Source organism: Streptomyces sp. NPDC001231 (genome assembly GCF_042896885.1).
Lineage (GTDB): Bacteria > Actinomycetota > Actinomycetes > Streptomycetales > Streptomycetaceae > Streptomyces.
In genome coordinates, this window is the sequence record NZ_JBIAXS010000001.1 from 49657 (window position 1) to 71562 (window position 21906).

Consider the following 21906-nt stretch of genomic DNA (forward strand, 5'->3'; position numbering starts at 1 on the left):
GGCTACTTCGGCTCCTTCCCGAACAGCGCCGTCCACAGGAAATCCTCCCCGAAGCAGGGCGACCCCTCCGGCTCGTCCCGCATCCGCCGCAGCTCCACCTCCGTCAGGTCCGCGAAGATCCGCCGCAGCGACTCGGGCGTGTACGCGAGCCCGCCGTGCAGACTGCCGCTGCGGTACAGCTCCGCGTCGGACAGCTCGCAGCCCATGGCTCCGGCCGCGAAACAGGTCAGGGCCAGGCGACCGCCGGGGGCCAGGACCCGGTCCAGCAGGGCCAGGTAGCTGATCCGGCGGTGCGGCGGCAGGTGGTGGAAACAACCGGAGTCGTACACCAGGTCGTAAGGGCCGGTGAGGGGCGAGCCGGCGGAACCGAAGGCGTCCTGGCACAGGAACCGCACCTCGGCCCCCGTCTCCCGGGCCCGCTCCCGGGCCCAGGCGATGGCCTGCGGCGACAGGTCGACCGCGTCCACCTCGAAGCCGCGCTCGGCGAGGTACAGGGCGTTGCGCCCCGGCCCGCACCCGAGGTCCAGTGCCCGGCGCCCGCCGATCAGCCCCCGCTCCAGCCACTCGACGAGGTTCTCGTCCGGCTTGTCCACGAAGAACGGCACCGGCCGTGACCGGTCGGCGTAGAACCCGTCCCACCAGCCGGCCGCGCCCCCGGTCCCGGTCCACCGGTCGGCATCCGGCGCGAACAGCCCGTCCAGCAGCACCAGCACCTCGTCGACCGTGCGAATGTCCCGCTCCATACGGCCCCCTTCCGTATTCGTCATTCGACGTGCCCGAGTGGGCCAAGTGGGTCGAGTCTAGGGTCGGACACCACGAAAGCCCAGGTCAGCGGCTATGCGCGGGGCTGTGCAGGGGCGCTGTCCGGGCATCTGCGGGGCCGCGGCGGGCGCCGGAAGGGCCTCACCCCCGGCCCGGTGCGAAACTCCGCCCGCGCCTGCGCCCTGGAGCTTGAGAAGGGCTTCCATGGCCGGGCCGGCCCTGGTTTTTCTCCTCCACTCCCCAGACCCGCAGGCGGTCTGACGCGCGTTCAGTTCCTCACGGAACGGTCAAGAAATCGTTAGTACGCCAAAGCATCGGAATAGTTGCCTCGGCCTACGGGGTTCATCCAGCGCCCGTTCCGCACGGATGACCGCACGCTCCACCCTCACGGCCCGGAGGCCCCACTCGATGACGCTCACGACGACCGGACGGCCCGAACGGAGAGCGAGCGGGGCCGTCGTCCCGGTGCTCGCCTTCGCGGGGATCGTCGTCGCGGTGATGCAGACCCTGCTCGTCCCGGTCATCAAGGACCTGCCGCAACTGCTGGACACCTCGCCCAGCGACGCCACCTGGGTCCTGACCTCCACCCTCCTGTCCGGCGCGGTGGCCACGCCGATCATGGGCCGCCTCGGCGACCTGTACGGCAAGCGCCGCATGCTGATCGCCAGCCTCGCCGTGATGGTGGTCGGCGCGCTGGTCAGCGCGTTCACCTCCGCCCTGCTGCCCATGATCACGGGCCGCGCGCTCCAGGGCTTCGCGATGGGCGCGATCCCGCTCGGCATCGGCCTGATGCGGGACATGCTGCCGCGCGAGAGGCTCGGCTCCGCCATGGCGCTGATGAGTTCCTCGATCGGTGTCGGCGGCGGTCTCGCCCTGCCCGCCGCGGCCATGGTCGCCCAGCACACCGACTGGCACAGCCTCTTCTACGGCGCCGCCGGCCTCGGCGTCCTCTCCATCGGCCTCACCCTCCTCGTCGTACCGGAGTCCCCGACGCGCGCCGAGGGCTCCTTCGACCTGCCGGGCGCGCTGGGCCTGTCCGGCGGCCTGGTCCTGCTCCTGCTGCCCGTCACCAAGGGCAGCGACTGGGGCTGGTCGTCGCCCACCACGCTCGGCCTGTTCGCCGCGGCCGTCCTCGTCCTGCTCCTGTGGGGCCTGATGGAGCTGCGCGTCGCGGCCCCGCTGGTCGACCTGCGCACCACCGCCCGCCGCGAGGTGCTGCTGACCAACCTCGCCTCGATCATGGTCGGCGTCAGCTTCTACGTCGTCTCCCTCGTCCTGCCCCAGCTGCTCCAGCTGCCCGCCGCCACCGGCTACGGGCTCGGTCAGTCGATGGTCGTCGCCGGTCTGTGCGTGGCCCCGCTGGGCCTGACCATGATGTTCACCGCGCCGGTCTACGCCCGCCTGTCCGCCCGCTACGGCCCGAAGACCACCCTGATCATCGGCCTGCTGATCATCGCGGTCGGATACGCGGCCGGCCTCGGCCTGATGAACGCGGCCTGGCAGACCGTCGTCGTCTCGGTGGTCCTGGGCGCCGGCATCGGACTGGCGTACTCCTCGCTGCCCGCGCTGATCGTCGGCGCGGTCCCGGCCTCCGAGACGGGCGCGGCCAACGGCCTCAACACCCTGATGCGGTCCATCGGCACGTCGGTGTCCAGTGCCGTGATCGGCATGGTGCTGGCCAACACCGCGCACCACAGCGGCGGCCTCGCGATCCCCACCATGCACGGCTTCCGCGTCTCCTTCCTGATCGCCACGGCCGCCGTCGTCGTGGGCCTGGCGCTGGCCCTGTGCCTGCCCCGGCCGAACCTCTCGACGGGCCCGCGGCTGCGCGCGAGCAGCGAGGAGGACGCCAACCTGGCGCGGGCCGAGGCGGTCCTGCGCGGTTTCCGCGGCCGGGTCCTGGACGCCGGTGGCACCCCGGTCGCCCGTGCCAAGGTCACGCTGATCGACCGCCGCGGCCGCCAGGCGGGCGCCACGCTCTCCGCCGAGGACGGCAGCTACGCCCTCGCGGTGCCCGCCCGGGGCCCGTACGTCCTGGCCGCCCGCGCCGCCGGGCACGGCCCGCACGCAAGCGCGGCGACCCACCCCGGCGAGGACCACCCGGTCGACCTGGACCTGTCCCTGCCGAACGAGTCGGTCACCGCCTGAAACGAGACGTACGTCTGGGAGAAGCACCACCGCACCCCCGGTCGCCCGCGCGGCCGGGGGTGCGGCAGCATGGCGGCCTGAACGGACGCACGACCGAGACGACCGACAGAGAAAACCGACAGAGACGACCGATCGGAAGGACCCCCCATGCCCGCGGCACCTGAGCCCGCAATCCTCGCCGCGTTCGAGGCCGCGAAGGGGTTCATGCCCACCGACGAGGGGCTCGCGCTGTACGCGGCGGCCGTGGCGGCCGGGCGGCTCGGGCTGCCGCTGCTGGAGGTCGGCACGTACTGCGGGCGCTCGACGGTCCTGCTCGCCGACGCGGCCCGGCGGTCCGGGGTCACCGCGCTCACCGTGGACCACCACCGCGGCAGCGAGGAGCAGCAGCCCGGCTGGGATTACCACGACCCGGAGACGGTCGACCCCGAGATCGGGCTGATGGACACGCTCCCCGCCTTCCGCAGGACCCTGCACCGGGCGGGTCTCGAGGACCACGTGGTGGCGCTCGTCGGCCGCTCACCGCAGATCGCCGCCCTGTGGAACACCCCGCTCGGCCTGGTCTTCGTGGACGGCGGCCACACCGACGAGCACGCGACCGCCGACTACGAGGGGTGGGCGCCGCGCCTGGCCGAGGGCGGGCTGCTGGTCATCCACGACGTGTTCCCGGACCCGGTGGACGAGTTCACCGGACAGGCCCCGTACCGCGTCTACCTCAGGGCCCTGGAGTCGGGCGGGTTCACCGAGGAGTCGGCGACCGGATCGCTGCGCGTCCTGCGGCGAACGGAAGCCGGCGCCCGCACCCGCCGTTAGAGTCGCAGACGTGTCGTACAAAGGCCCCGACTTCGATGTCCCGCAGCCCGAGCGCCCCGGCCGCCTCCGCCGGGGACTGCTGACCGTCGCCCTCGCGGCACTGGTGCCCGGCGCGCTGCTGGGCTGGCTGGTGTACGAGGCGGTGGGCGACCCGGGCGGCGGCTCGGACACGGCGGCACCGCCGTCGGCGACCGGCTCCCCCTCGGGGTCCGGCTCCCCCGCGGGGTCCGAGGGGCCGCTCCTGCCCTCGTATCCCGGACAGGACGACAAGAAGGCCGGCCAGCCCGTCTCGCGGACACCCGCCGCCTCCGGCCCGCTCAAGGGCAAGGTCGTCGTCATCGACCCGGGCCACAACCAGGGCAACTTCCGGCACACGGCGGAGATCAACCGCACGGTGGACATCGGCACCAACCGCAAGGAGTGCGACACCACCGGCACGTCCACCAACGCCGGTTACACCGAGGCCCGGTTCACGCTGGACGTGGCCCACCGGCTGCGCGCGCTGCTCGAAGCGCAGGGCGCGACGGTGAAGCTGACCCACGACGGCGACTCTCCGGCGTGGGGCCCGTGCGTCGACGAGCGCGCCCGGATCGGCAACGAGGCGCACGCGGACGCCTCCGTGTCGATCCACGCCGACGGCGCGGCGTCCGGTGACCGCGGCTTCCACGTCATCCTCCCGGGGGCCGTGCACGCCGGCTCCGCCGACACCCGCCCGATCGTCTCCGCCTCCCGCGATCTGGGCGAGCGCATCGCGGGCAACTTCGTCCGGGTCACGGGCGAGGCGCCGTCCAACTACATCGGCGGCGGCACCGGCCTCGTCACGCGGAAGGACCTGGGCGGTCTCAATCTGTCAACGGTTCCCAAGGTGTTCATCGAGTGCGGCAACATGCGCGATAGCAAGGACGCGGCATCGCTCACCAGTGGTGACTGGCGGCAGAAGGCGGCAGAGGGGATCTCTGAGGGAATCGTGAGTTTCCTGCGCGGGTCGTGATCAGGGCACTCGTCCCGGCGGACATCGTGGCCGTACGGACGATAGTGTCATCCGTACGATGAGGCGCCACCCCCGCGCTTCGCACCGCGGCCTGACGGCGAGATGGTGACAGCGACGCCTCCACCGACGAGACGACGAACCAGAAGGACCTGACGTGAATATCCGCTCCCTCACTCGGGGCGACGGCGTGGTGATCGGAGCAGCGGTGTTGCTGTTCATCGCGTCGTTCCTCCACACCTACTCGAGCTACCTGACCAGCAACGCCTGGGACGCGCTCGGTCTGGGCCTCGGCGTCTACATGGGCGGAGTGATCGGCGCCGCGTTGATCATCGTCAACCGGTGTCTGCCGCAGCCCCGCAAGGTGGCGGGCCTGGACCTGGGCGCAGTGGGAGTGGCGTTCACGGTCCTGGTGGCGTGGATCATGTTCTGGAACCTGGTGGACGCTCCCCAGGTCGGCGCGGGCGCCGGCCTGATCCTGGGCTTCATCGCTGCCCTGGCCCTGGCCGCCGGTGCCGTCGCCACCCCGCTGGTCCCGGCTCTCCAGGCCGCCCTGATGCCCGCGCCCAGGCCGGCCGCGCCGCAGCCCTACGGCGCGCAGCCGCAGGGCGGGTACGGCTACCCGGGCGCTCAGCAGCCGTTCGGCGGGCAGCCGCAGCAGAACCAGCCGTCGTTCGGCGGTGGTCAGCCGCAGCAGGCCCCGCAGGGGCAGCAGCCCGCGGCCGGCTTCTCGCCGTTCTGGTTCGCCGTGCCGGCGCCGCGTCCGCTGTTCGCGGAGGACGGCTCCCCCGCGCCGATCGCCGAACTGGCGCCGGGCGTGTGGTACCTGGCCGTGGAGCAGCGCGGTCAGGGCCTGCTGACCGAGATGCAGGACGGCCGCCGGGGTGTCCTCCAGGACGCGTCCAACATCCAGCGCGGCTGATCCGGCCCGCCGGACCCGCGCCGCGGCCCCTCGCCCTCACGGGCGGGGGGCCGTTGCCGTGCCGCATGCGAGGCCTGGACCCGGCAGGCCGTCGGTGAACAGCCCGGAACGGCTCCTAGGAGCCGTGGATGAGCTGCGAGTGGGTCGGCACCTTGTTGTGGACCGGCGCGCCCGCGCTGCTCCCGGCGCCCTTCACCTTGTTGATGACGTTGTTGTAGTCATGGACCGCCGAGGGGTCGCCGTGACGCAGCTTGGAGGGCAGGGCCTTCAGGTCGTTGATGGCCTTGTTGAGCGGGGCGAGTGCCTTCGACAGCAGGGGGTCGCCATGGGCGTTGCGGACGGCGGCCTTGAGCCGGTTGTACGTGAAGGCACCGGCCAGGGCGGCCTTGATGAGGGTGCTCCTGCGGTGGGGAGCGCCCTTCTTGAACTTGCCCTGCTTGTACGGTTTCACGATCCACTCGTAGGTGGCCCCGGCCGCCAGCGCCGCGTTCGCCACGAACCGGGTCTTGGCGAAGTGCTGCCTCTCCGCGGGCGTGGTGGGGCTGGGCTTGGCCGCCGCCACGGCGACCGTCGGACTGTGTTGCGGAGTGCTCTGGGCACCCACGGCCCACCCGGTGGAACCGGCGAGCAGGGCGCAGCAGAGCGTCAGCGCCAGGGCGAGGCGCCGTATCGGTACGGGCACGATGTCCTCCCGAACATGTTGCTCCGGGTGTTGTTCAGGAGATCCGTGTGATCCCGGGTGGCCGTGCCGAAACAGTGCACTGGAGGTACCCTCCGGGTCACTCCCCGTGCGCGGACCGGGTTTCCGGCGGGATTCCGGGGCAGACGCAAGGGCATGTCCCCTCGATATCGCACAGGTTCCAACTCCGCCGGTACGGTCATCGCGGTGGTCGCGGACGTCATGGCCGTCATCCTCGGACTGTGGATTCTGATGTACCTGCTGGACGCCAACCGGGCCAACGAGTTGGTCCGGTTCGTCCACGGCGCGGCCGACTGGCTGGCCGGCTGGTCCCGGGACCTCTTCACCTTCGACAGGCCCTGGGCCCGCGTGATCGCCGGCTACGGTCTGGCCGCCGTGGTGTACCTCTTCGTCGGCCACGCCGTCGCCAACCGGATGCACCGGCACTGACGGCGGCGGGCCGCACCAGACCGGGCCGGGCCGGCCCGGTCTGACGAACGGCGTCAGCCGCAGCAGTCCGTGTCGAGGCCCCGCGGCAGGCGGTCGCCCGCCGCGAAGACCGTGCAGGTGGCCTCGTGGCCGCCGAGCGCGGCCACCGCGAGCAGGAGGGAGCCGGCGGTCCACGTGGTCAGTTCGCGGGGCCACACGGCGTCGTCCTCGAAGACGTAGCCCGTCCAGTACAGGCCGGTGTCCGGGTCGCGCAGGTGCTGGATGGACTGGAGCACGGCCAGGGCGTGGTCGGATTCGCCCATCGCCCACAGGGTCAGGGCGAGTTCGGCCGACTCCCCGCCCGTCACCCATGGGTTGGGGACGACGCAGCGCACCCCGAGTCCGGGCACCACGAAGCGGTCCCAGCTCTCCGTTATGCGCGCCTTCGCCTCCGCGCCGGTCAGCGCGCCGGCCAGCACCGGGTAGTACCAGTCCATGGAGTAGCGGTCCTTGTCCAGGAACCGCTCCGGGTGCGCGCGGATCGCGTGCCGGAGCGCGCCGACCGCCAACTCCCAGTCCGGTTGCGGCTCTTCACGCTGCTCCGCGATGGCCAGCGCACAGCACAGCGCGTGGTGGACCGAGGAGCACCCGGTCAGCAGCGCGTCCGCGGTGTCCGTGCCGTCGTCCTCCCGCTTCCAGCCGATCTGCCCGCCGGGCTGCTGGAGCCGCAGCACGAACTCGATCGCCGCGTACACGACCGGCCACATGCGGTCGAGGAAGGTGTCGTCGCCCGTCGAGAGGTAGTGGTGCCAGACCCCTACGGCCGTGTAGGCGACGAAGTTGGTCTCCCGGCGGCGGTCGGTGACGTCGTCGTGCGCCCCGTCGGCGTAGGCCGCGTACCAGGAGCCGTCCTGGAGTTGGTGGCGGGCCAGCCATGCGTAGGCACGTTCGGCGGCCTCGTGCTCGCCGGCCGCGTCCAGCGCCATCGCCGCCTCGACGTGGTCCCACGGGTCGAGGTGGTGCCCGCGGAACCACGGGATCGCCCCGTCCTCCCGCTGGACGGCGAGTATGCCGCGTACGGTCGCGGCGGCCTGCCCGGCGGTGAGGACCCCGGGCAGGACGAGGTGTTCTGTCCGGGGAGTCGTCACGCCTCGGCGCCCCCGGCCGTGGCGGGCAGCCGCGGCTTGGTCGCGTACGCCACGAAGCTCTTGCCGATCAGTGGGTTCAGCGCCTGCTCGGCCACCCGGGTGGCCAGCGGCTTCTTCATGATGTCCCAGACCAGCAGCTTGTGGTACGCCCGCACCGGCAGCACCTGGTCGTTGTCGACGCCGAACGCGCACTTCAGCCACCAGTACGGTGAGTGCAGCGCGTGCGCGTGATGGGTGCCGTAGGGCTTCAGGCCCGCCTCGCGCATTCTGCCGAGGAGTTCGTCGGCCTTGTAGATGCGGATGTGGCCGCCCTCCACCTCGTGGTAGGCGTCGGACAGGGTCCAGCAGACCTTCTCGGGACCGTAGCGCGGCACGGTGACCGCGATCCGCCCGCCCGGCCGGAGCACCCGGACCATCTCGGCGAGGACGCCCTTGTCGTCGGGGATGTGCTCCATCACCTCGGAGATGATGACGACGTCGAAGGAGTCGTCGGGGAAGGGCAGCGCCAGCGCGTCGCCCTCCACGGCGGTCGCGGTCGCCCCTTGCGGCGCCTCCCCGGCCTCCTTCATCGCCGCGAACCACTTGGCGACCTCGCGGATCTCCTCGCCGTTGCGGTCCAGCGCCACGACCCGGGCCCCGCGCCGGTAGCACTCGAACGCGTGCCGGCCGGCACCGCATCCGAGGTCCAGCACGCGGTCGCCCGGGGCGAGCGGGAACCGGGAGAAGTCGACGGTCAGCACGTGGCCCTGCTTTCTCGGTTGAGGTCGGCGTCGGTCGTGGTGGCGCCGGTCCGCGCGGGGCCGGCGCCCGGGGCGCCCGCGCCACGGCCGACGGGGGTGCCCGCGCGGGAGCGGGCGAGGGCCTCGCGGTACCGGGCCACGGTCCCCTCGGCGGCGCGGGCCCAGGTGAAGTGCCGCAGGACCCGCTCACGCCCGGCCCGGCCCAGCCTCAGGCGCAGCTCCGGGTCTGCGAGCAGCCGGCTGAGCGCCGTGGCCAGCGCCCCGGCGTCGCCCGGCGGCACGGCCAGGCAGGTCTCGCCGTCGCGTCCGGCGACCTCGGGGACGGCGCCCCCGGTCGTGGCGACCAGCGGAGTGCCCGTGGCCATGGCCTCGGCCGCCGGCAGGGAGAAGCCCTCGTACAGCGACGGCACGCACGCGACCTCGGCCGAGCGGACCAGGCCGACCAGTTCGGCGTCCGAGATCCCCTTGACGAACTCGACGGCGCCTTCGAGGCCGTAGCGTTCGACCGCCAGCGCGACCGGGCCCTGCTCGGGTCGCTTGCCGACGACGACGAGGTGCGCGGCGGGGTGCTCGGCGCGCACCTTCGCCAGCGCCTCGACGAGGAACACCAGCCCCTTGAGCGGCACGTCCGCGCTGGAGGTGGTCACGATCCGGCCGGGCACCTGCCGCACGGCCGGATCGGGTGAGAACAGGTCGGTGTCGGCGCCGATGTGCACGACGTGGACGCGGTCCTCGCGCACGCCGAGGTGGTCGACGATCTCCTGGCGGGAGGTGCCGGAGACGGTGAGCACGGAGGGCAGCCGGCGCGCGACGCGCTTCTGCATACGGGTGAAGGCGTACCAGCGCCGTACGGACCAGCGCCGCTGCCATCCCTCGGCGGCGTCCAGCTCCAACTTCCGGTCCACGGTGATGGGGTGGTGGATGGTGGTGACCAGCGGCGCGCCGACGTCCCCCAGCAGCCCGTATCCCAGGGTCTGGTTGTCGTGGACGATGTCGAACTCCCCGCGCCGGGCGCGCAGATGGCGGCGGGCGCGCAGCGAGAAGGTCAGCGGCTCGGGGAAGCCGCCGGCCCACATGGTGGCGACCTCCAGCGCGTCGATCCAGTCGCGGTACTCGTCGCGCTTCGGGGTGCGGAAGGGGTCCGGCTGCCGGTAGAGGTCCAGGCTCGGCAGCTCGGTCAGGCGCAGCCGGCCGTCGGGGCCGTCGCCGGCGATCTCACCAAGGGTGTCGAGGGTGTCGAGAACGGGGTAGGGCTGGGCGGCGATCACCTCGACCCGGTGACCGAGGCGGGCCAGTTCGCGCGAGAGGTGGCGTACGTAGACGCCCTGGCCGCCGCAGAACGGGTTTCCCTTGTAGGTGAGGAGCGCTATGCCGAGCGGTCGCTCGCCGTCCACTGCCAGGTCCGCCGGGGACCCCGCCTGACTGGGCTCAGCGGTCACTCCGGCCCCCCTTCTGGCTGCACTGTCCCGCGAGATTACGTCGGGACGCTAATCTAGAACAAGTTTCAGACTTGATCGTTCAGGAGGCTCCGAATCTACCGGCAGGTAGCCACGCTGTGAGCAGCGGATCGGGTGATTCGCACCACGGCCCGCGCCACCGCCCGCGGTCCGGTCCCCCTGCCGGCCCCTGCCTCACCGACTGTCACGGAACGGGATCCATGCCTGCGCGAGCCAGTACCTCCCGGTCGGCCTCACCGCCCCTCACCGAGCGGCAGGAGGCCCGTCGCCGCCGCATCCTGCGCGCGAGCGCGCAACTGGCCGCCCGGGGCGGCTTCGACGCCGTGCAGATGCGGGAGGTCGCGGAGTCCTCGCAGGTGGCCCTGGGCACGCTCTACCGGTACTTCCCGTCCAAGGTCCACCTGCTCGTCGCCACGATGCAGGACCAGCTGGAGCGCCTGCACGGCACGCTGCGCAAGAACCCGCCGGCCGGCGAGAGCGCCGCCGAGCGGGTGGCGGAGACCCTGATGCGCGCCTTCGGCGCCCTCCAGCGCGACCCCCACCTCGCGGACGCGATGGTCCGCGCGCTGACCTTCGCGGACCGCAGCGTGAGCCCGGAGGTCGACCAGGTCTCCCGCCAGACCACCGCGATCATCCTGGACGCCATGGGCCTGGAGGAGCCCACCGCCGAGCAGCTCTCCGCGGTCCGCGTGATCGAGCACACCTGGCTCTCGGCCCTGATCACCTGGCTCTCGGGCCGCGCCTCCCTCGCCCAGGCGAAGGCCGACATAGGGACGGCATGCCGTCTGATCGACCTGACCACGCCCGCCGTGGCGCACGAATAGGACCTACGAGACGGGTTCCCTTCGCCGGTATTACCCGGATCAGGTAATGGGGGTCGCCTTCGGGTCCGACTGCTACCTTCCGGCCTCTCAGCCCGACCGTCGACGTCGGCCTCAGCGGATGCCGTAGCGTCTCGCCAAAGTCGGCTACTCCGGTTGAACTCCCTCACTCGCCTCGTAGGCCACTTACAGAATAAATCCTCCCGCACCGGATGGAACCCCCCAATCCGAAGATTTTTTCAGTTTCTCCCGCGCCGGACGAGACGGGCATCGGCCACCCCTCGGGGCCTTTCCGGTAGGCCGGTAGAGTGACCGGGTCGTCATCACACCCGTTCGGGGGGAAGCCGGTGGAAATCCGGCGCTGACCCGCAGCCGTGAGCCGTCCCGCGAGGGCGGCGAGCCGGAATGCCCGGGACGGGACGTGACCGGCTCATGCGTGTCGGCAGTCCGCCGGCGCATCGCACCGTCGAGGTATACGGAGCCGAGCCGCCGGGGTGTCCCGTGCTGTCCGGCTCCCCGCAGGGAGAGGCACCCGCCGATCATGAACTTCCGCCGCAGCGCCGCGGCCCTGGCCGCCGCCGTCGCCGTGATCGGCAGCGCGGCCCCCGCCGTCGCAGACACGTCCGCCGGCCCGTCCCCGTCGTCGCCGGCTCTTCCGGCGGGGCTCTACGGCACGACCGACCCCCAGTACGACGGCGTCTGGCGCCAGTCCCTGGCGCTGCTCGCGCAGCACACCGTGGATGTGCGGCCCGCCGCCAAGGCCGTGGACTGGCTGACCGGACAGCAGTGCGCCGACGGCTCCTTCGCGGCCTTCCGCGCCGAGCCGGGCAAGGCCTGCGACGCCAAGCTGATGGTCGACACCAACAGCACCGCCGCCGCCGTGCAGGCCCTCGCCGCGCTCGGCGGCCACGACACGGTCACCGGCAAGGCGGTGTCCTGGCTGAAGTCCGTGCAGAACAAGGACGGCGGCTGGGGGTACACGCCCGGCGGGCCCAGCGACACCAACTCGACCTCGGTCGTGATCGGCGCGCTCGCCGCCGTCGGGCAGAAGCCGGAGAGCGTCGTCAAGGACGGCAAGTCCCCCTACGACGCCCTGCTCACCTTCGCCCTGCCGTGCTCCGGCGACGGGGCGGGCTCCTTCGCCTACCAGCCGGACAAGAAGGGCAAGCTCGCCGCCAACGCGGACGCCACGGCGGCCGCCGTCGTCGCCGCGCTCGGGCAGGGCATGGCCCCCAAGGGCAACGCCAAGGGCGCCGAGGCCCGCTGCGAGGACTCGGGCAAGCCCAGCCCCGACCGGGCCGCGGCCAACGGCGCCTCGTACCTCACGCAGGCCGTCGCCAAGGACGGTCACCTCACCTCCTCCCTCCCCGGTGCCACCGACCAGCCCGACTTCGGCAACACCGCCGACACGGTCGTCGCCCTGGCCGCGCAGAGCGGGCCCGCGCAGGCGCAGAAGCCGCTGAAGTGGCTGGAGAAGAACTCCGAGGCGTGGGCCAAGCAGAGCGGACCCGCCGCCTACGCCCAGCTCGTCTTCGCCGCGTACGCGGCCGACGCCGACCCGCATGACTTCGGCGGTGTCGACCTGGTCGAGCGGCTCAACGCGACCGGGCCCGCCCCCGAGTCCGTCGGCAAGGAGGGTGCCGGGGACATCGCTAAGGACAACTCCACTTACGGAGTCTGGTGGACCGTCGGCGTCTTCCTCGTCGCGGGCATCGGCATCGGGTTCCTGCTGAGCGGCCGGAAGAAGCAGGGGCAGCCGTGACACGCGGCCTCCGGGCGCTCGGCGCACCGCTGCTCGCCGCCGCGCTCCTGCTGGTGGCCGGTGCCGGTCAGGCGCAGGCCACCGGCTACCGGTACTGGTCCTTCTGGGACCGCGACGGCGGGAAGTGGACGTACGCCACCGAGGGCCCGTCGACCGCTCGTCCGTCCGACGGCGACGTCCAGGGCTTCCGCTTCTCGGTGAGCGAGGACTCCCAGGACGCGAGCAAGCCGCGCGGGACGGCCGACTTCGAGGCCATCTGCGTCAAGACGCCCGCCGAGAAGGGCAGCAAGCGGGTGGCGCTCGTCCTCGACTTCGGCGTCCAGGCGGACGCCCCGGCCGGCGAGACCCCGCCGGCGCCGCGCACGGTGTGCGCCCGGGTGCCGTCCGACGCGACCACGGCGGAGGCCCTGGCGGCCGTCGCGAAACCGCTGCGGTACGACGCCAACGCCCTGCTGTGCGCCATCTCCGGCTATCCGCAGAAGGGCTGCGGCGAGCAGGTGACGGCGGGCGGGAGCGAGCAGCCGGCCGCGGACGAGCCGCGCGAGGAGGGCCCCTCGGTGGGTCTCCTCGCCGGAGGTGCCGTGGTGGTCGTACTGGGCGCGGCGGCGGTCTGGCAGGCGCGGCGGCGCAGGGATGCCTGACGCCGTGCGGGACCGCGGGCGGGCGGGCCGCTCCGGCGGCGCACCCGCCCGCGGCTCCGCCGGTGTCCACGCGGGCGCCTGGTGGCTGTGGGCGCTGGCCCTGGGCACCGCGGCCACCCGCACCACCAATCCCCTGCTGCTCGGCCTGCTGCTGGCGGTCTCCGGCTACGTCGTGGTGAGCTGCCGCCCCGACACGCCGTCCGCCCGGTCCTACACCGCCTTCGTCCGGCTCGCCCTCGCCGTCCTCGTCATCCGCCTCGTCTTCGCCGTCGTGCTCGGCTCGCCCATTCCCGGCTCGCACGTGATCGTCTCCCTTCCCGAAGTCCCCCTGCCGCACTGGGCGCAGGGCATCCGCCTGGGCGGCCGGGTCACGGCCGAGGCGGTCGTCTTCGCCCTGTACGACGGTCTGAAGCTGGCCACGCTGCTGGTCTGCGTCGGCGCCGCGAACGCCCTCGCCGCGCCCGCCCGGCTGCTGAAGTCCCTGCCCGGCGCCCTGTACGAGACCGGGGTCGCCGTCGTCGTCGCGCTCACCTTCGCCCCGCACCTGGTCGCCGACGGGCGGCGCCTGCGGGCCGCCCGCCGGCTGCGGGGCCGCCCCGACCGGGGTGTCCGCGGGCTGGTGCAGGTCGGACTGCCGGTCCTGGAGGGCGCGTTGGAGCGTTCCGTCGCCCTCGCCGCCGCGATGGACGCCCGCGGCTACGGCCGTACCGCCGAGGTCGCCCCCGCGGTCCGCCGGACCACTGCCGCGCTCACCCTCGGCGGTCTGCTGGGCGTCTGCGCCGGGACGTACGGACTGCTCACCGCCGAGGGCGGCACCTACGGCCTGCCGGTGCTGCTCGCCGGGGTCGCCGCCGCCCTGTCCGGACTGTGGCTCGGCGGTCGCCGCTCCCCGCGCACCCGCTACCGCCCGGACTCCTGGAACCTCCGCTCCTGTCTGGTCGCCGGGTCGGGCATGCTGGTCGCGGCCCTGTTGGCGCTCGCCGCCGCCCGCGATCCCCAGGCCCTGCACCCGGGCGTGGTCCCGCTCGTCCCGCCCACTCTTCCCCTGTGGCCCGCCGCCGCCGTACTCCTCGGTCTGGCCCCCGCGTTCGCCGCACCCGCCAGTCCCGCCCCCAAGGAGCCGTCGTGATCCGCTTCGAGGATGTCTCCGTCACCTACGACGGAGCGGTGGAACCCACCGTCCGCGGCGTCGACTTCGAGGTGCCCGAGGGTGAACTCGTCCTCCTCGTCGGGCCGTCCGGCGTCGGCAAGTCCACCGTGCTCGGCGCGGTCAGCGGGCTGGTGCCGCACTTCACCGGCGGCACCCTGCGCGGCCGGGTCACCGTGGCCGGCCGGGACACCCGCACCCACAAGCCCCGTGAACTCGCCGACGTCGTCGGCACCGTCGGCCAGGATCCGCTGTCGCACTTCGTCACGGACACCGTGGAGGACGAACTCGCCTACGGCATGGAGTCGCTGGGCCTGGCCCCGGACGTGATGCGGCGGCGCGTGGAGGAGACCCTGGACCTGCTGGGCCTGGCCGACCTGCGCGACCGCCCCATCGCCACCCTGTCCGGCGGCCAGCAGCAGCGGGTCGCGATCGGCTCGGTCCTCACCCCGCACCCCGAGGTCCTCGTCCTGGACGAGCCGACCTCGGCGCTCGACCCGGCCGCGGCCGAGGAGGTCCTCGCCGTCCTCCAGCGGCTCGTGCACGACCTCGGCACGACGGTCCTCATGGCCGAGCACCGCCTGGAACGGGTCGTCCAGTACGCCGACCAGGTCGTCCTGCTGCCGGCCCCGGGCGCCGCCCCGCTGCTGGGGCCCCCGGCGGACGTCATGGCCGTCTCCCCGGTGTACCCGCCGGTGGTGGACCTGGGCCGGCTGGCGGGCTGGTCCCCGCTGCCGCTGACCGTGCGGGACGCCCGCCGCCGGGCCGCCGGTCTGCGGCAACGGCTGGACGGACGGGAACCCGTGCGCTCCGGGTCGGCGCCGGCCACGGCACTCCCGGTCCCCGCGCCCCGTCCGGCACCCCGGTGGCGGCTGCGCCGCGGCCCCGCCCCCGAGCCCGTCCCGGCGGGCGCGCCCGTGGCCGAGGTCCACTCCCTCGGTGTCCGGCGCGCCGGCGTCCAGGCCCTGCGGAACGTGGACCTGTCCGTCGCCCCCGGCGAGACCGTCGCCCTCATGGGCCGCAACGGCGCCGGGAAGTCCACGCTGCTCGGCTCGCTCGTCGGGCTGGTCCAGCCGTCCGCCGGGCGGGTCCGGGTGGGCGGCGCGGTCCCGCACCGCACGACGCCCCGCGAACTGGTACGCCGGGTCGGGCTCGTCCCGCAGGAACCGCGCGACCTGCTGTACGCCGACACGGTCGCCGCCGAGTGCGCGGCCGCCGACCAGGACGCACACGCCGCGCCCGGCACCTGCCGGGGCCTGGTCCGCGAGCTGCTGCCCGGCGTCGGCGACGACACCCACCCCCGCGACCTGTCGGAGGGCCAGCGGCTGGCGCTCGCGCTCGCCGTCGTGCTCGCCGCCCGCCCGCCCCTGCTGCTGCTCGACGAGCCGACCCGCGGTCTCGACTACGGCGCGAAGACCCGCCTGGTCGCCCTGCTGCGCGCGCTCGCCGCCGCGGGACACGCCATCGTGCTCGCCACGCACGACGTCGAACTGGCCGCCGAACTCGCCCACCGGGTCGTGCTGCTCGCCGAGGGCGAGGTGATCGCCGACGGTCCGACGGACGAAGTGGTGGTGTCCTCCCCCTCCTTCGCCCCGCAGGTCACCAAGATCCTGGCCCCGCAGCGGTGGCTCACCGCCGCCCAGGTCCGCGAGGCGCTGGCATGACGGCCCGTTCCGCCGACGCGGAGACCCGTTCTCCGGGCCCCAGGACCCGTCCTGCCGACGCGAAGGTGCGCCGTGCCGGCGCTCGGGTGCGGGCCGTCCGCCTCGGCCCCCGGTCCCTCGCCGCGCTCGCCCTGGTCAGCGTGGTCGGCGTGGCCGCGTTCGGCTGGCCGTTCCTCGCCCCGCCCGCCTCGTCGCTCAGCGCGCACGCGCAGGACGCGCCCTGGCTGTTCGCGGGCCTGCTCGTGCTGCTCGTCGCCGTCGTCACCGCGACGATCTCCGAGTCCGGCCTCGGCCCGAAGGCCGTCGCCATGCTCGGTGTGCTGGCCGCGACGGGGGCCGCGCTGCGCCCGATCGGGGCCGGGACGGCCGGCATCGAGCCCATGTTCTTCCTGATGGTGCTGAGCGGGCGGGTGCTCGGGCCGGGCTTCGGGTTCGTCCTGGGCTCGGTGACGATGTTCGCCTCCGCGCTGCTCACCGGCGGGGTGGGACCGTGGATGCCGTTCCAGATGCTGGCCATGGGCTGGTTCACCATGGGCGCGGGTCTGCTGCCGGGCACCGACCGGCTGCGCGGCCGCGCGGAACTGCTGCTGCTCGCGCTCTACGGCTTCCTGGCCGCCTTCGCCTACGGCACCGTCATGAACCTCGCGGGCTGGCCCTTCATGGGCACCCTCGCCTCCTCCATCGCCTTCGACCCGCACGCGGGCGTCCCCACCAACCTGGCCCGGTTCGTGGCGTACTGCCTTGCCACCTCGCTCGGCTGGGACCTGGGCCGGGCCGCCGTCACGGTGGTCCTGACCCTCGTCCTCGGCCACGCCGTGCTGCGGGCGCTGCGCCGCGCCACCCGCCGGGCCGCCTTCGAGGCCCCGGTCACCTTCGACGCACCGTCGCCGTGACCGGTCGGTGAGACCCTCACGGCACTCGTGGAGGCGGCGGCCCCCGATCCCCTGGGCCGCCGCCTTCGCCGTGTCCGGCTGCCGCGGACCGGCGGTTGGTGCTTTCCTGGCCCCATGACGACGGACCCGCCACCGGAGGACCCCGAGGCGCGCGGACTGCGCCTGGTGGCTGTGCTCCTGGGGCTGACCGTGGTCAGCGGACTGATCGACGCGGTCAGCTACCTCGGGCTCGGACACGTCTTCACCGCCAACATGACCGGCAACGTGGTCGTGCTCGGCTTCGCCGCCGCCGGGGCACCGGGCTTCTCCGTGCCGCGCACCGCCACCTCCCTGGTGTGCTTCCTGCTGGGCGCGGCGGTCGGCGGCCGGGTAGCGCTGCGCTACGGCACCGGCTCGCGCCGCACCTGGGCCAGGGTGACCTTCGCCGCCGAGGCCGTCCTGGTCGCGGCGTCCGCGGTGGTGGCCTTCGCCGCGCCGGACACGGAGGCCATGGTGTACTCCGTCATCGCCCTGACCGCCTTCGCGATGGGCCTGCGCAACGCGACGGTCATCAAGCTGGACGTGCCCGACCTGACGACCACCGTCCTGACCAGGACCCTGACGGGTCTCGCCGCCGACTCCAGGGCCGGCGGCGGCACCGGCCGCCGCTCCCCGCGCCGTACGGCCTCCGTGATCGCGATGCTGGCAGGCGCCGTCCTCGGCGCCTGGCTGGTGGTCCATCAGGGCCTGGGCATCCCCCTGCTGATCGCGGCGGTGCTGTCGGGCGTCCTGGCCGTGGTGGCGTCCGGACGCGAATGACGCCGTCCCTCGGGTCGGAGGGGCCGTGCTCATACGGCACTTGATGTGCCAGGATGCCGCCCATGGTGAACGTGGACCGTCATCTGGCCGATGACGAGGAACTGATACATGCAACCCGCCAGCACTGGACCCAGATGGTGGGCGAGTTCGTCGTGCTCGTCCTCGTCTGGGCCGTGGCGGGCGCGCTGGCGTGGGTGACTCCGTCCGGCAAGGACTGGGGCACCGTCGCCCGATACGTGGTGCTGGGCGTGGCGGTGATCATCTCCGTCTGGTTCTGGCTGCGGCCGCTGCTGATCTGGCGCAGCACCGTCTACATCGTCACGACGAAGCGGGTCTCCGTGCGCACCGGCTTCCTGACGAAGACGGGGCACAGCATCCCGCTGACCCGCGTCAACGACGTCGAGTTCCGCGCCACGCTGTGGGAGCGCATCCTGCGCGAGGGGACGCTGACCGTCCAGTCGGCCTCGGAGCACGGAATGCTCGAACTGAAGCACGTCTCGGACCCGGAGGGCCTCCAGGGCCTGATCTACGAGGCCGTCGAGAACGAGCAGCGCAGCCACCAGTGGGGCGGACAGGTGCCGCCGGCCGCCGGCTGACGATCAGCCGGCGTCAGCAGCCGCCCACGACACGAACTCGGTGAAGGCGGCGGGCGCGAGGGTGAGCACCGGGCCGGCGGGGGTCTTGGAGTCGCGTACGGCCACGGTGGCCTCCGGCGTTTCGGCGATCTCGATGCACTCGCCGCCCTGGTCGCTGCTGTAGCTGGACTTACGCCAGTTGAACTCCATAGCGGTCCTCCATCACGCGCCGGATCAGCGCTGCCGAATCTCTGAGCGAGAGTGCGGCAGCTTGCAGATGATCGTAACGGAGCGAGCAGTCCTTGACGGTGTCGCGATGAGCACTCGGATACGCGACCCCGTAACCCTCGGTGTAGACGATGGTCGGGTCATCCTCGAAGCGAAAGAGGGTGAATGAGCCAGTCAGTCCCGCATGGGCGCCGCAGGCATATGGCAGCACCTGGATGTTGACCCGAGGGACGTCCTCGAAGGACAGCAGACGGCACAGTTGCCCACGCATGATCTCGGGGCCGCCGATCTCCTGGTACAACGCCGCCTCACTGAGCACCATCCAGAGCACCGGTGGCTCTTCCTTCTCGAAGATGCTCTGCCGGGCCAGCCGTACGGCGGTGCGGTCGTCGAGGTCGGTCCGGTCGAGTGCACCGAGCGTGGCACGCGCGTACGCCTCAGTCTGCAACAACCCGTGGATCATGCCCATCTGGAACGTGCAGATCTCTGAGGCCCGTCCCTCCAACTTGGCCACCTGCTGAAACCACGCCGGAAGCTGGCTGCGCATCACCAACGCGACCAGCCGGGACAGCAGTCCGTCCGTGCCAAGCGCCGCGTCCACCCGCTCGCTGAACTCCGGCGTCGGCAGCTTCCGCGCCGTTTCGATCTGCCCAACCAGCGAGCCGGTGTAGTTGATGATGTCGCCCAACTGCCGTTGCGTCAGCCCGGCGGCTTCCCGGAGCCGCCTCAGCTCGAAACCGTAGTAGTCGAGCGGCGAGGCCCCCGGGGCGAGGACATTGACGTTGGTCACGCACGGCCCCTTTCACGCGACGCCCCACGGGCGAACCCGTTGTGTTCAGGCGGTAGCCCAGCGTAGTGACAACAGGTCAGCCTCGTACCGTGAACGACTATTTCCCCCAGTACCGCATGTGCCTCACCCTCGGTGAGCACTCCGCGCGGCACATTCGCCGTATCGTCCGCTCCTGCCTGGGTGATTGGGACCTGGCCGGGCTCACCGACGCGGTGGAGCTGGCCGTGACCGAGCTGGTCGCCAACGTCGTACGGCACGTTCCGGACCGGCGGTGCACTGTGCTGGTGCTACGGCAGACGGAAGGGGTCCGCGTGGAGGTGACGGACGGGTCGCCGCAACTGCCCGCCCTCCCCTCGGACTTGTGCCCGGAGGCGGAGGGCGGGCGGGGACTGCTGCTGGTCGACGCCGTGACCGACAAGTGGGGCGTGGAACCGCGCGGAGGGGCCGGAAAGACCGTGTGGTTCGAGTGCTCCGGCGCCTCACGGACGGAGGCGCCGGAGCCTCCCTCTCAGCTCAGCTTGCGGCAGTAGAGGGCGTCCGGGGTCCGGCTGGAGCCCAGTCGGCCGGTGTAGGCGATTCCGGCCAGGTACTCGTCGTTCGCGCACTGGCCCTTGTAATGGCCGTAGGCGAAGTCGCCGCCCTGGGGAGCCGGGCCCCTGTTGTCGCCCCGGTCGAACCAGACGGTCCGCCCGCTCGTGCCGAGTGCTCCGGCCGGGGCGGCGGTGCACAGGACGGCGGAGACGGCCGAGCCGCGGACGCTGTAGCCGGTGAGGAACTGGCCGTCGGCGCATTGGAGTTTGGTGTACCCACTGGCCCAGTCCCGGCCCGGGGCGACATGGCGCTCGTCGGTGACCACCTCGTGGGTGCCGGAGGGGTTCGCCAGGGGGCCGGTGGACACGTCCGTGCACAGGCCGCGGTTGCCGGTGTGGCTGAGGCCGAGGAGGCGCTGTCCGTCGGGGCAGACGGCCTTGCGGGCGCCGGGGTTCCAGTCGGGCAGGGCGCGCATCCGCCGTGAGGCGACGAAGTCGCCGTGGTCGGGGCTGAGCATCGACCAGTTCGCCACGGGGGCGACCGGGCCGGTGCGCCCCTGGGCCCGGACGAGCCGGGTCCAGGCGCCGGCCCGCCAGTCGTCGCCGTCGTAGACGCCCATGCGGTGGCCGGCCGCGTCCCAGTGCAGCAGGGCCCAGCCGTTGCCCTTGCGGTCCTCGTGCCAGCCGACGAGCGGCCAGTACGCGAAGTCGGCGTCGGCACGGATGAGGTCGTCGACGAAGTTCTCGAACCAGGCCCGCGGTGCGGCACCGGTCTCCTCGCGGCCGCCGACGCCGAACTCGCTGATCCAGACCGGGGCGGTGAAATGCTGGTCCTGCTCGCCGGCCACGTAGAGCGCCTGGCGGTTCACCACGTCGGCCAGTTCAGTGGGGGTGAGGTCGCGGTAGCGGGGGTCGCTGGTCTCGCCGAGTCCGGTGGCGCCGCTGTGGTTCGGGCCCGTGTAGTCGTAGAAGTGGGCCGAGTGGACGAGCTTGCCGGAGTCGACGAGCGTGTGGGAGAGGCGGCGTACGGGTTCCAGGGTGGGACGCCCGTGGGCGAAGCCGTCGACGGGGATGCCGGTCCAGTTGATGCCCTCGACGATGATCAGGAGGTCGGGGTCGGCCTCCGTGAGGATGCGGTCGGCGAGGTGCTGCGAGGCGGCGAACCAGTCGTGGTCGTCGCCGAGGCCCCAGTTGGGGTCGTCCCAGACGCTGCGGCGCACCTCGTTGTAGAGGTCGGCGCCGACGACGCGTTTGTTGTCCTGGTAGCGGCGGGCCATGAAGAGCCAGTCGTTCTCCCAGGTCTGAGTGGACTGGCCGGCGTTCCAGCGCTCGTTGCCGTCGACTCCGCAGCACCAGCGTGTGGTGTTGGTGTGGTTGTTGAGGATCACGGCGAGACCGGCGGCGGTGAGTTCCCGCACGACCGCGTCGTACACCTGGAGTGGTGTCTTTCCGCGCAGGGAGGGGTTGGCGGCGACGGCGCGGTCCGTGACGGGACGGTCGTCGTGGATCATCTCGTTGGAGAAGGGCAGCCGGATGCTGTTGATCCCGATCTCCTGGAAGCCGGAGACGATCTCGGCCATGGGGGCCCGGTCCAGGCCCAGCGGGACGCGGCCGGAGTTCTCCCCCGCGTGGTGGTTGGCGTCGTCGTCGGTGCTTCCGGAGCCGTTCCAGGTGCCGCTGGCTCCGTGCCAGTTGCCCGACCGCAGTTTGAACCGGTCGCCGTTCGCGTCGACGATCCAGCGGCCCCGTGTACTGAGCGGCGGCGTCCAGTCCGCGGCGGCTCCGGAAGGCGCCGCGGCCTCACCGCCGGGCTGCTGCGGCACGGCGGCCGCGGGGACAGGCGCCAGGGGCGCCAGCAGGAGTACGGCGGCCAGTGTGGCCCTGACTAAGAATCCGCGCACGGTGACCGTCCCGAGTGACCTGGATGTCATGGATGCGTCAGCATGATGGACCCCGGGACACCAGTCCAGCCCT

General features: G+C 72.7%; 22 protein-coding genes and 2 riboswitches. Of the genes, 14 read left to right on the forward strand and 8 right to left on the reverse strand.

Going from position 1 to position 21906, the window contains the following annotated elements:
• Positions 1–2: 2 nt before the first annotated feature.
• Positions 3–743, reverse strand: a complete 741-nt coding sequence (locus tag ACFY3J_RS00255) for a class I SAM-dependent methyltransferase (protein WP_384173774.1) — start codon at positions 741–743, stop codon at positions 3–5.
• 427 nt (positions 744–1170) lie between these two features.
• On the opposite strand from ACFY3J_RS00255, the gene ACFY3J_RS00260 reads away from it, so the two are divergent.
• The 4 genes from ACFY3J_RS00260 to ACFY3J_RS00275 all read left to right on the forward strand — a co-directional run bounded on the left by ACFY3J_RS00260 (position 1171) and on the right by ACFY3J_RS00275 (position 5630).
• The gene (locus ACFY3J_RS00260) at positions 1171–2910 is read left to right on the forward strand and encodes an MFS transporter (protein ID WP_384173771.1); all 1740 of its coding nucleotides are present in this window, start codon (positions 1171–1173) and stop codon (positions 2908–2910) included.
• Positions 2911–3057: 147 nt separating this feature from the next.
• Complete coding sequence (locus ACFY3J_RS00265) at positions 3058–3720, forward strand: class I SAM-dependent methyltransferase (RefSeq protein ID WP_384173768.1); 663 nt, start codon at positions 3058–3060, stop codon at positions 3718–3720.
• A 10-nt stretch (positions 3721–3730) separates the two neighbouring features.
• The gene (locus tag ACFY3J_RS00270; RefSeq protein WP_384173765.1) at positions 3731–4711 is read left to right on the forward strand and encodes an N-acetylmuramoyl-L-alanine amidase; all 981 of its coding nucleotides are present in this window, start codon (positions 3731–3733) and stop codon (positions 4709–4711) included.
• 154 nt (positions 4712–4865) lie between these two features.
• The gene (locus ACFY3J_RS00275) at positions 4866–5630 is read left to right on the forward strand and encodes a hypothetical protein (RefSeq protein ID WP_384173762.1); all 765 of its coding nucleotides are present in this window, start codon (positions 4866–4868) and stop codon (positions 5628–5630) included.
• A gap of 115 nt (positions 5631–5745) precedes the next feature.
• On the opposite strand, the gene ACFY3J_RS00280 is transcribed toward ACFY3J_RS00275, so the two are convergent.
• On the reverse strand, positions 5746–6312 hold the full coding sequence (locus tag ACFY3J_RS00280; RefSeq protein WP_384173760.1) for a hypothetical protein: 567 nt from the start codon (positions 6310–6312) through the stop codon (positions 5746–5748).
• A 153-nt stretch (positions 6313–6465) separates the two neighbouring features.
• Here ACFY3J_RS00280 and ACFY3J_RS00285 point away from each other — a divergent pair, with 153 nt between their 5' ends.
• Positions 6466–6759, forward strand: coding sequence for a hypothetical protein (locus ACFY3J_RS00285; protein WP_361409023.1), 294 nt, complete (start codon positions 6466–6468; stop codon positions 6757–6759).
• Between the two features lie 53 nt (positions 6760–6812).
• On the opposite strand, the gene ACFY3J_RS00290 is transcribed toward ACFY3J_RS00285, so the two are convergent.
• From ACFY3J_RS00290 to ACFY3J_RS00300, 3 genes are read right to left on the reverse strand one after another with little or no spacing between them, the layout of a single operon-like run.
• On the reverse strand, positions 6813–7886 hold the full coding sequence (locus tag ACFY3J_RS00290; protein ID WP_390839618.1) for a prenyltransferase: 1074 nt from the start codon (positions 7884–7886) through the stop codon (positions 6813–6815).
• Positions 7883–8626, reverse strand: coding sequence for a methyltransferase domain-containing protein (locus ACFY3J_RS00295; protein ID WP_384173754.1), 744 nt, complete (start codon positions 8624–8626; stop codon positions 7883–7885). Before ACFY3J_RS00295 ends, ACFY3J_RS00290 begins: the two co-directional genes overlap by 4 nt.
• Positions 8620–10065 carry a glycosyltransferase family 4 protein gene (locus ACFY3J_RS00300; RefSeq protein WP_384173751.1) on the reverse strand — a complete coding sequence of 482 codons (1446 nt, stop codon included), beginning with the start codon at positions 10063–10065 and terminating at the stop codon, positions 8620–8622. Before ACFY3J_RS00300 ends, ACFY3J_RS00295 begins: the two co-directional genes overlap by 7 nt.
• 218 nt (positions 10066–10283) lie before the next feature.
• Between ACFY3J_RS00300 and ACFY3J_RS00305 the strand changes: the two genes are divergently transcribed.
• The 8 genes from ACFY3J_RS00305 to ACFY3J_RS00340 all read left to right on the forward strand — a co-directional run bounded on the left by ACFY3J_RS00305 (position 10284) and on the right by ACFY3J_RS00340 (position 18405).
• Positions 10284–10907 carry a TetR family transcriptional regulator gene (locus ACFY3J_RS00305; protein ID WP_390839620.1) on the forward strand — a complete coding sequence of 208 codons (624 nt, stop codon included), beginning with the start codon at positions 10284–10286 and terminating at the stop codon, positions 10905–10907.
• A riboswitch (TPP riboswitch) is annotated at positions 10907–11082 on the reverse strand. Its footprint overlaps the gene before it by 1 nt.
• Positions 11083–11207: 125 nt before the next feature.
• Positions 11208–11336, forward strand: a riboswitch (cobalamin riboswitch).
• Between the two features lie 109 nt (positions 11337–11445).
• Positions 11446–12666, forward strand: a complete 1221-nt coding sequence (locus tag ACFY3J_RS00310; protein ID WP_390839622.1) for a prenyltransferase/squalene oxidase repeat-containing protein — start codon at positions 11446–11448, stop codon at positions 12664–12666.
• Positions 12663–13307: an SCO2322 family protein gene (locus ACFY3J_RS00315; RefSeq protein WP_384173743.1), complete on the forward strand. Its 645-nt coding sequence runs from the start codon at positions 12663–12665 to the stop codon at positions 13305–13307. The genes ACFY3J_RS00310 and ACFY3J_RS00315 overlap by 4 nt, the downstream gene beginning before the upstream one ends.
• Entirely contained in the window at positions 13300–14436 is a 1137-nt protein-coding gene (locus ACFY3J_RS00320) for a CbiQ family ECF transporter T component (protein ID WP_384173740.1), read from the forward strand. The genes ACFY3J_RS00315 and ACFY3J_RS00320 overlap by 8 nt, the downstream gene beginning before the upstream one ends.
• Positions 14433–16118, forward strand: a complete 1686-nt coding sequence (locus ACFY3J_RS00325) for an ABC transporter ATP-binding protein (RefSeq protein WP_384173737.1) — start codon at positions 14433–14435, stop codon at positions 16116–16118. The genes ACFY3J_RS00320 and ACFY3J_RS00325 overlap by 4 nt, the downstream gene beginning before the upstream one ends.
• On the forward strand, positions 16115–17011 hold the full coding sequence (locus tag ACFY3J_RS00330) for an ECF transporter S component (RefSeq protein ID WP_390839624.1): 897 nt from the start codon (positions 16115–16117) through the stop codon (positions 17009–17011). Before ACFY3J_RS00325 ends, ACFY3J_RS00330 begins: the two co-directional genes overlap by 4 nt.
• 114 nt (positions 17012–17125) lie before the next feature.
• Positions 17126–17809: a YoaK family protein gene (locus tag ACFY3J_RS00335; RefSeq protein WP_390839626.1), complete on the forward strand. Its 684-nt coding sequence runs from the start codon at positions 17126–17128 to the stop codon at positions 17807–17809.
• A 62-nt stretch (positions 17810–17871) separates the two neighbouring features.
• Complete coding sequence (locus tag ACFY3J_RS00340; RefSeq protein ID WP_384173727.1) at positions 17872–18405, forward strand: PH domain-containing protein; 534 nt, start codon at positions 17872–17874, stop codon at positions 18403–18405.
• Between the two features lie 3 nt (positions 18406–18408).
• Here the strand turns inward: ACFY3J_RS00340 and ACFY3J_RS00345 are convergent, their stop codons facing one another.
• Together ACFY3J_RS00345 and ACFY3J_RS00350 are read right to left on the reverse strand one after the other, a co-directional pair.
• Positions 18409–18594 carry a DUF397 domain-containing protein gene (locus tag ACFY3J_RS00345; protein WP_390839628.1) on the reverse strand — a complete coding sequence of 62 codons (186 nt, stop codon included), beginning with the start codon at positions 18592–18594 and terminating at the stop codon, positions 18409–18411.
• Complete coding sequence (locus ACFY3J_RS00350) at positions 18575–19402, reverse strand: helix-turn-helix domain-containing protein (RefSeq protein WP_390839630.1); 828 nt, start codon at positions 19400–19402, stop codon at positions 18575–18577. Before ACFY3J_RS00350 ends, ACFY3J_RS00345 begins: the two co-directional genes overlap by 20 nt.
• A gap of 89 nt (positions 19403–19491) precedes the next feature.
• Here ACFY3J_RS00350 and ACFY3J_RS00355 point away from each other — a divergent pair, with 89 nt between their 5' ends.
• Positions 19492–19932 (forward strand): ATP-binding protein, encoded by a 441-nt coding sequence (locus tag ACFY3J_RS00355; protein ID WP_390839632.1) that lies wholly within the window; start codon positions 19492–19494, stop codon positions 19930–19932.
• Here ACFY3J_RS00355 and ACFY3J_RS00360 read toward each other — a convergent pair.
• Entirely contained in the window at positions 19911–21863 is a 1953-nt protein-coding gene (locus ACFY3J_RS00360; protein ID WP_390839634.1) for a glycoside hydrolase family 5 protein, read from the reverse strand. The genes ACFY3J_RS00355 and ACFY3J_RS00360 overlap by 22 nt on opposite strands.
• Positions 21864–21906: the final 43 nt, after the last annotated feature.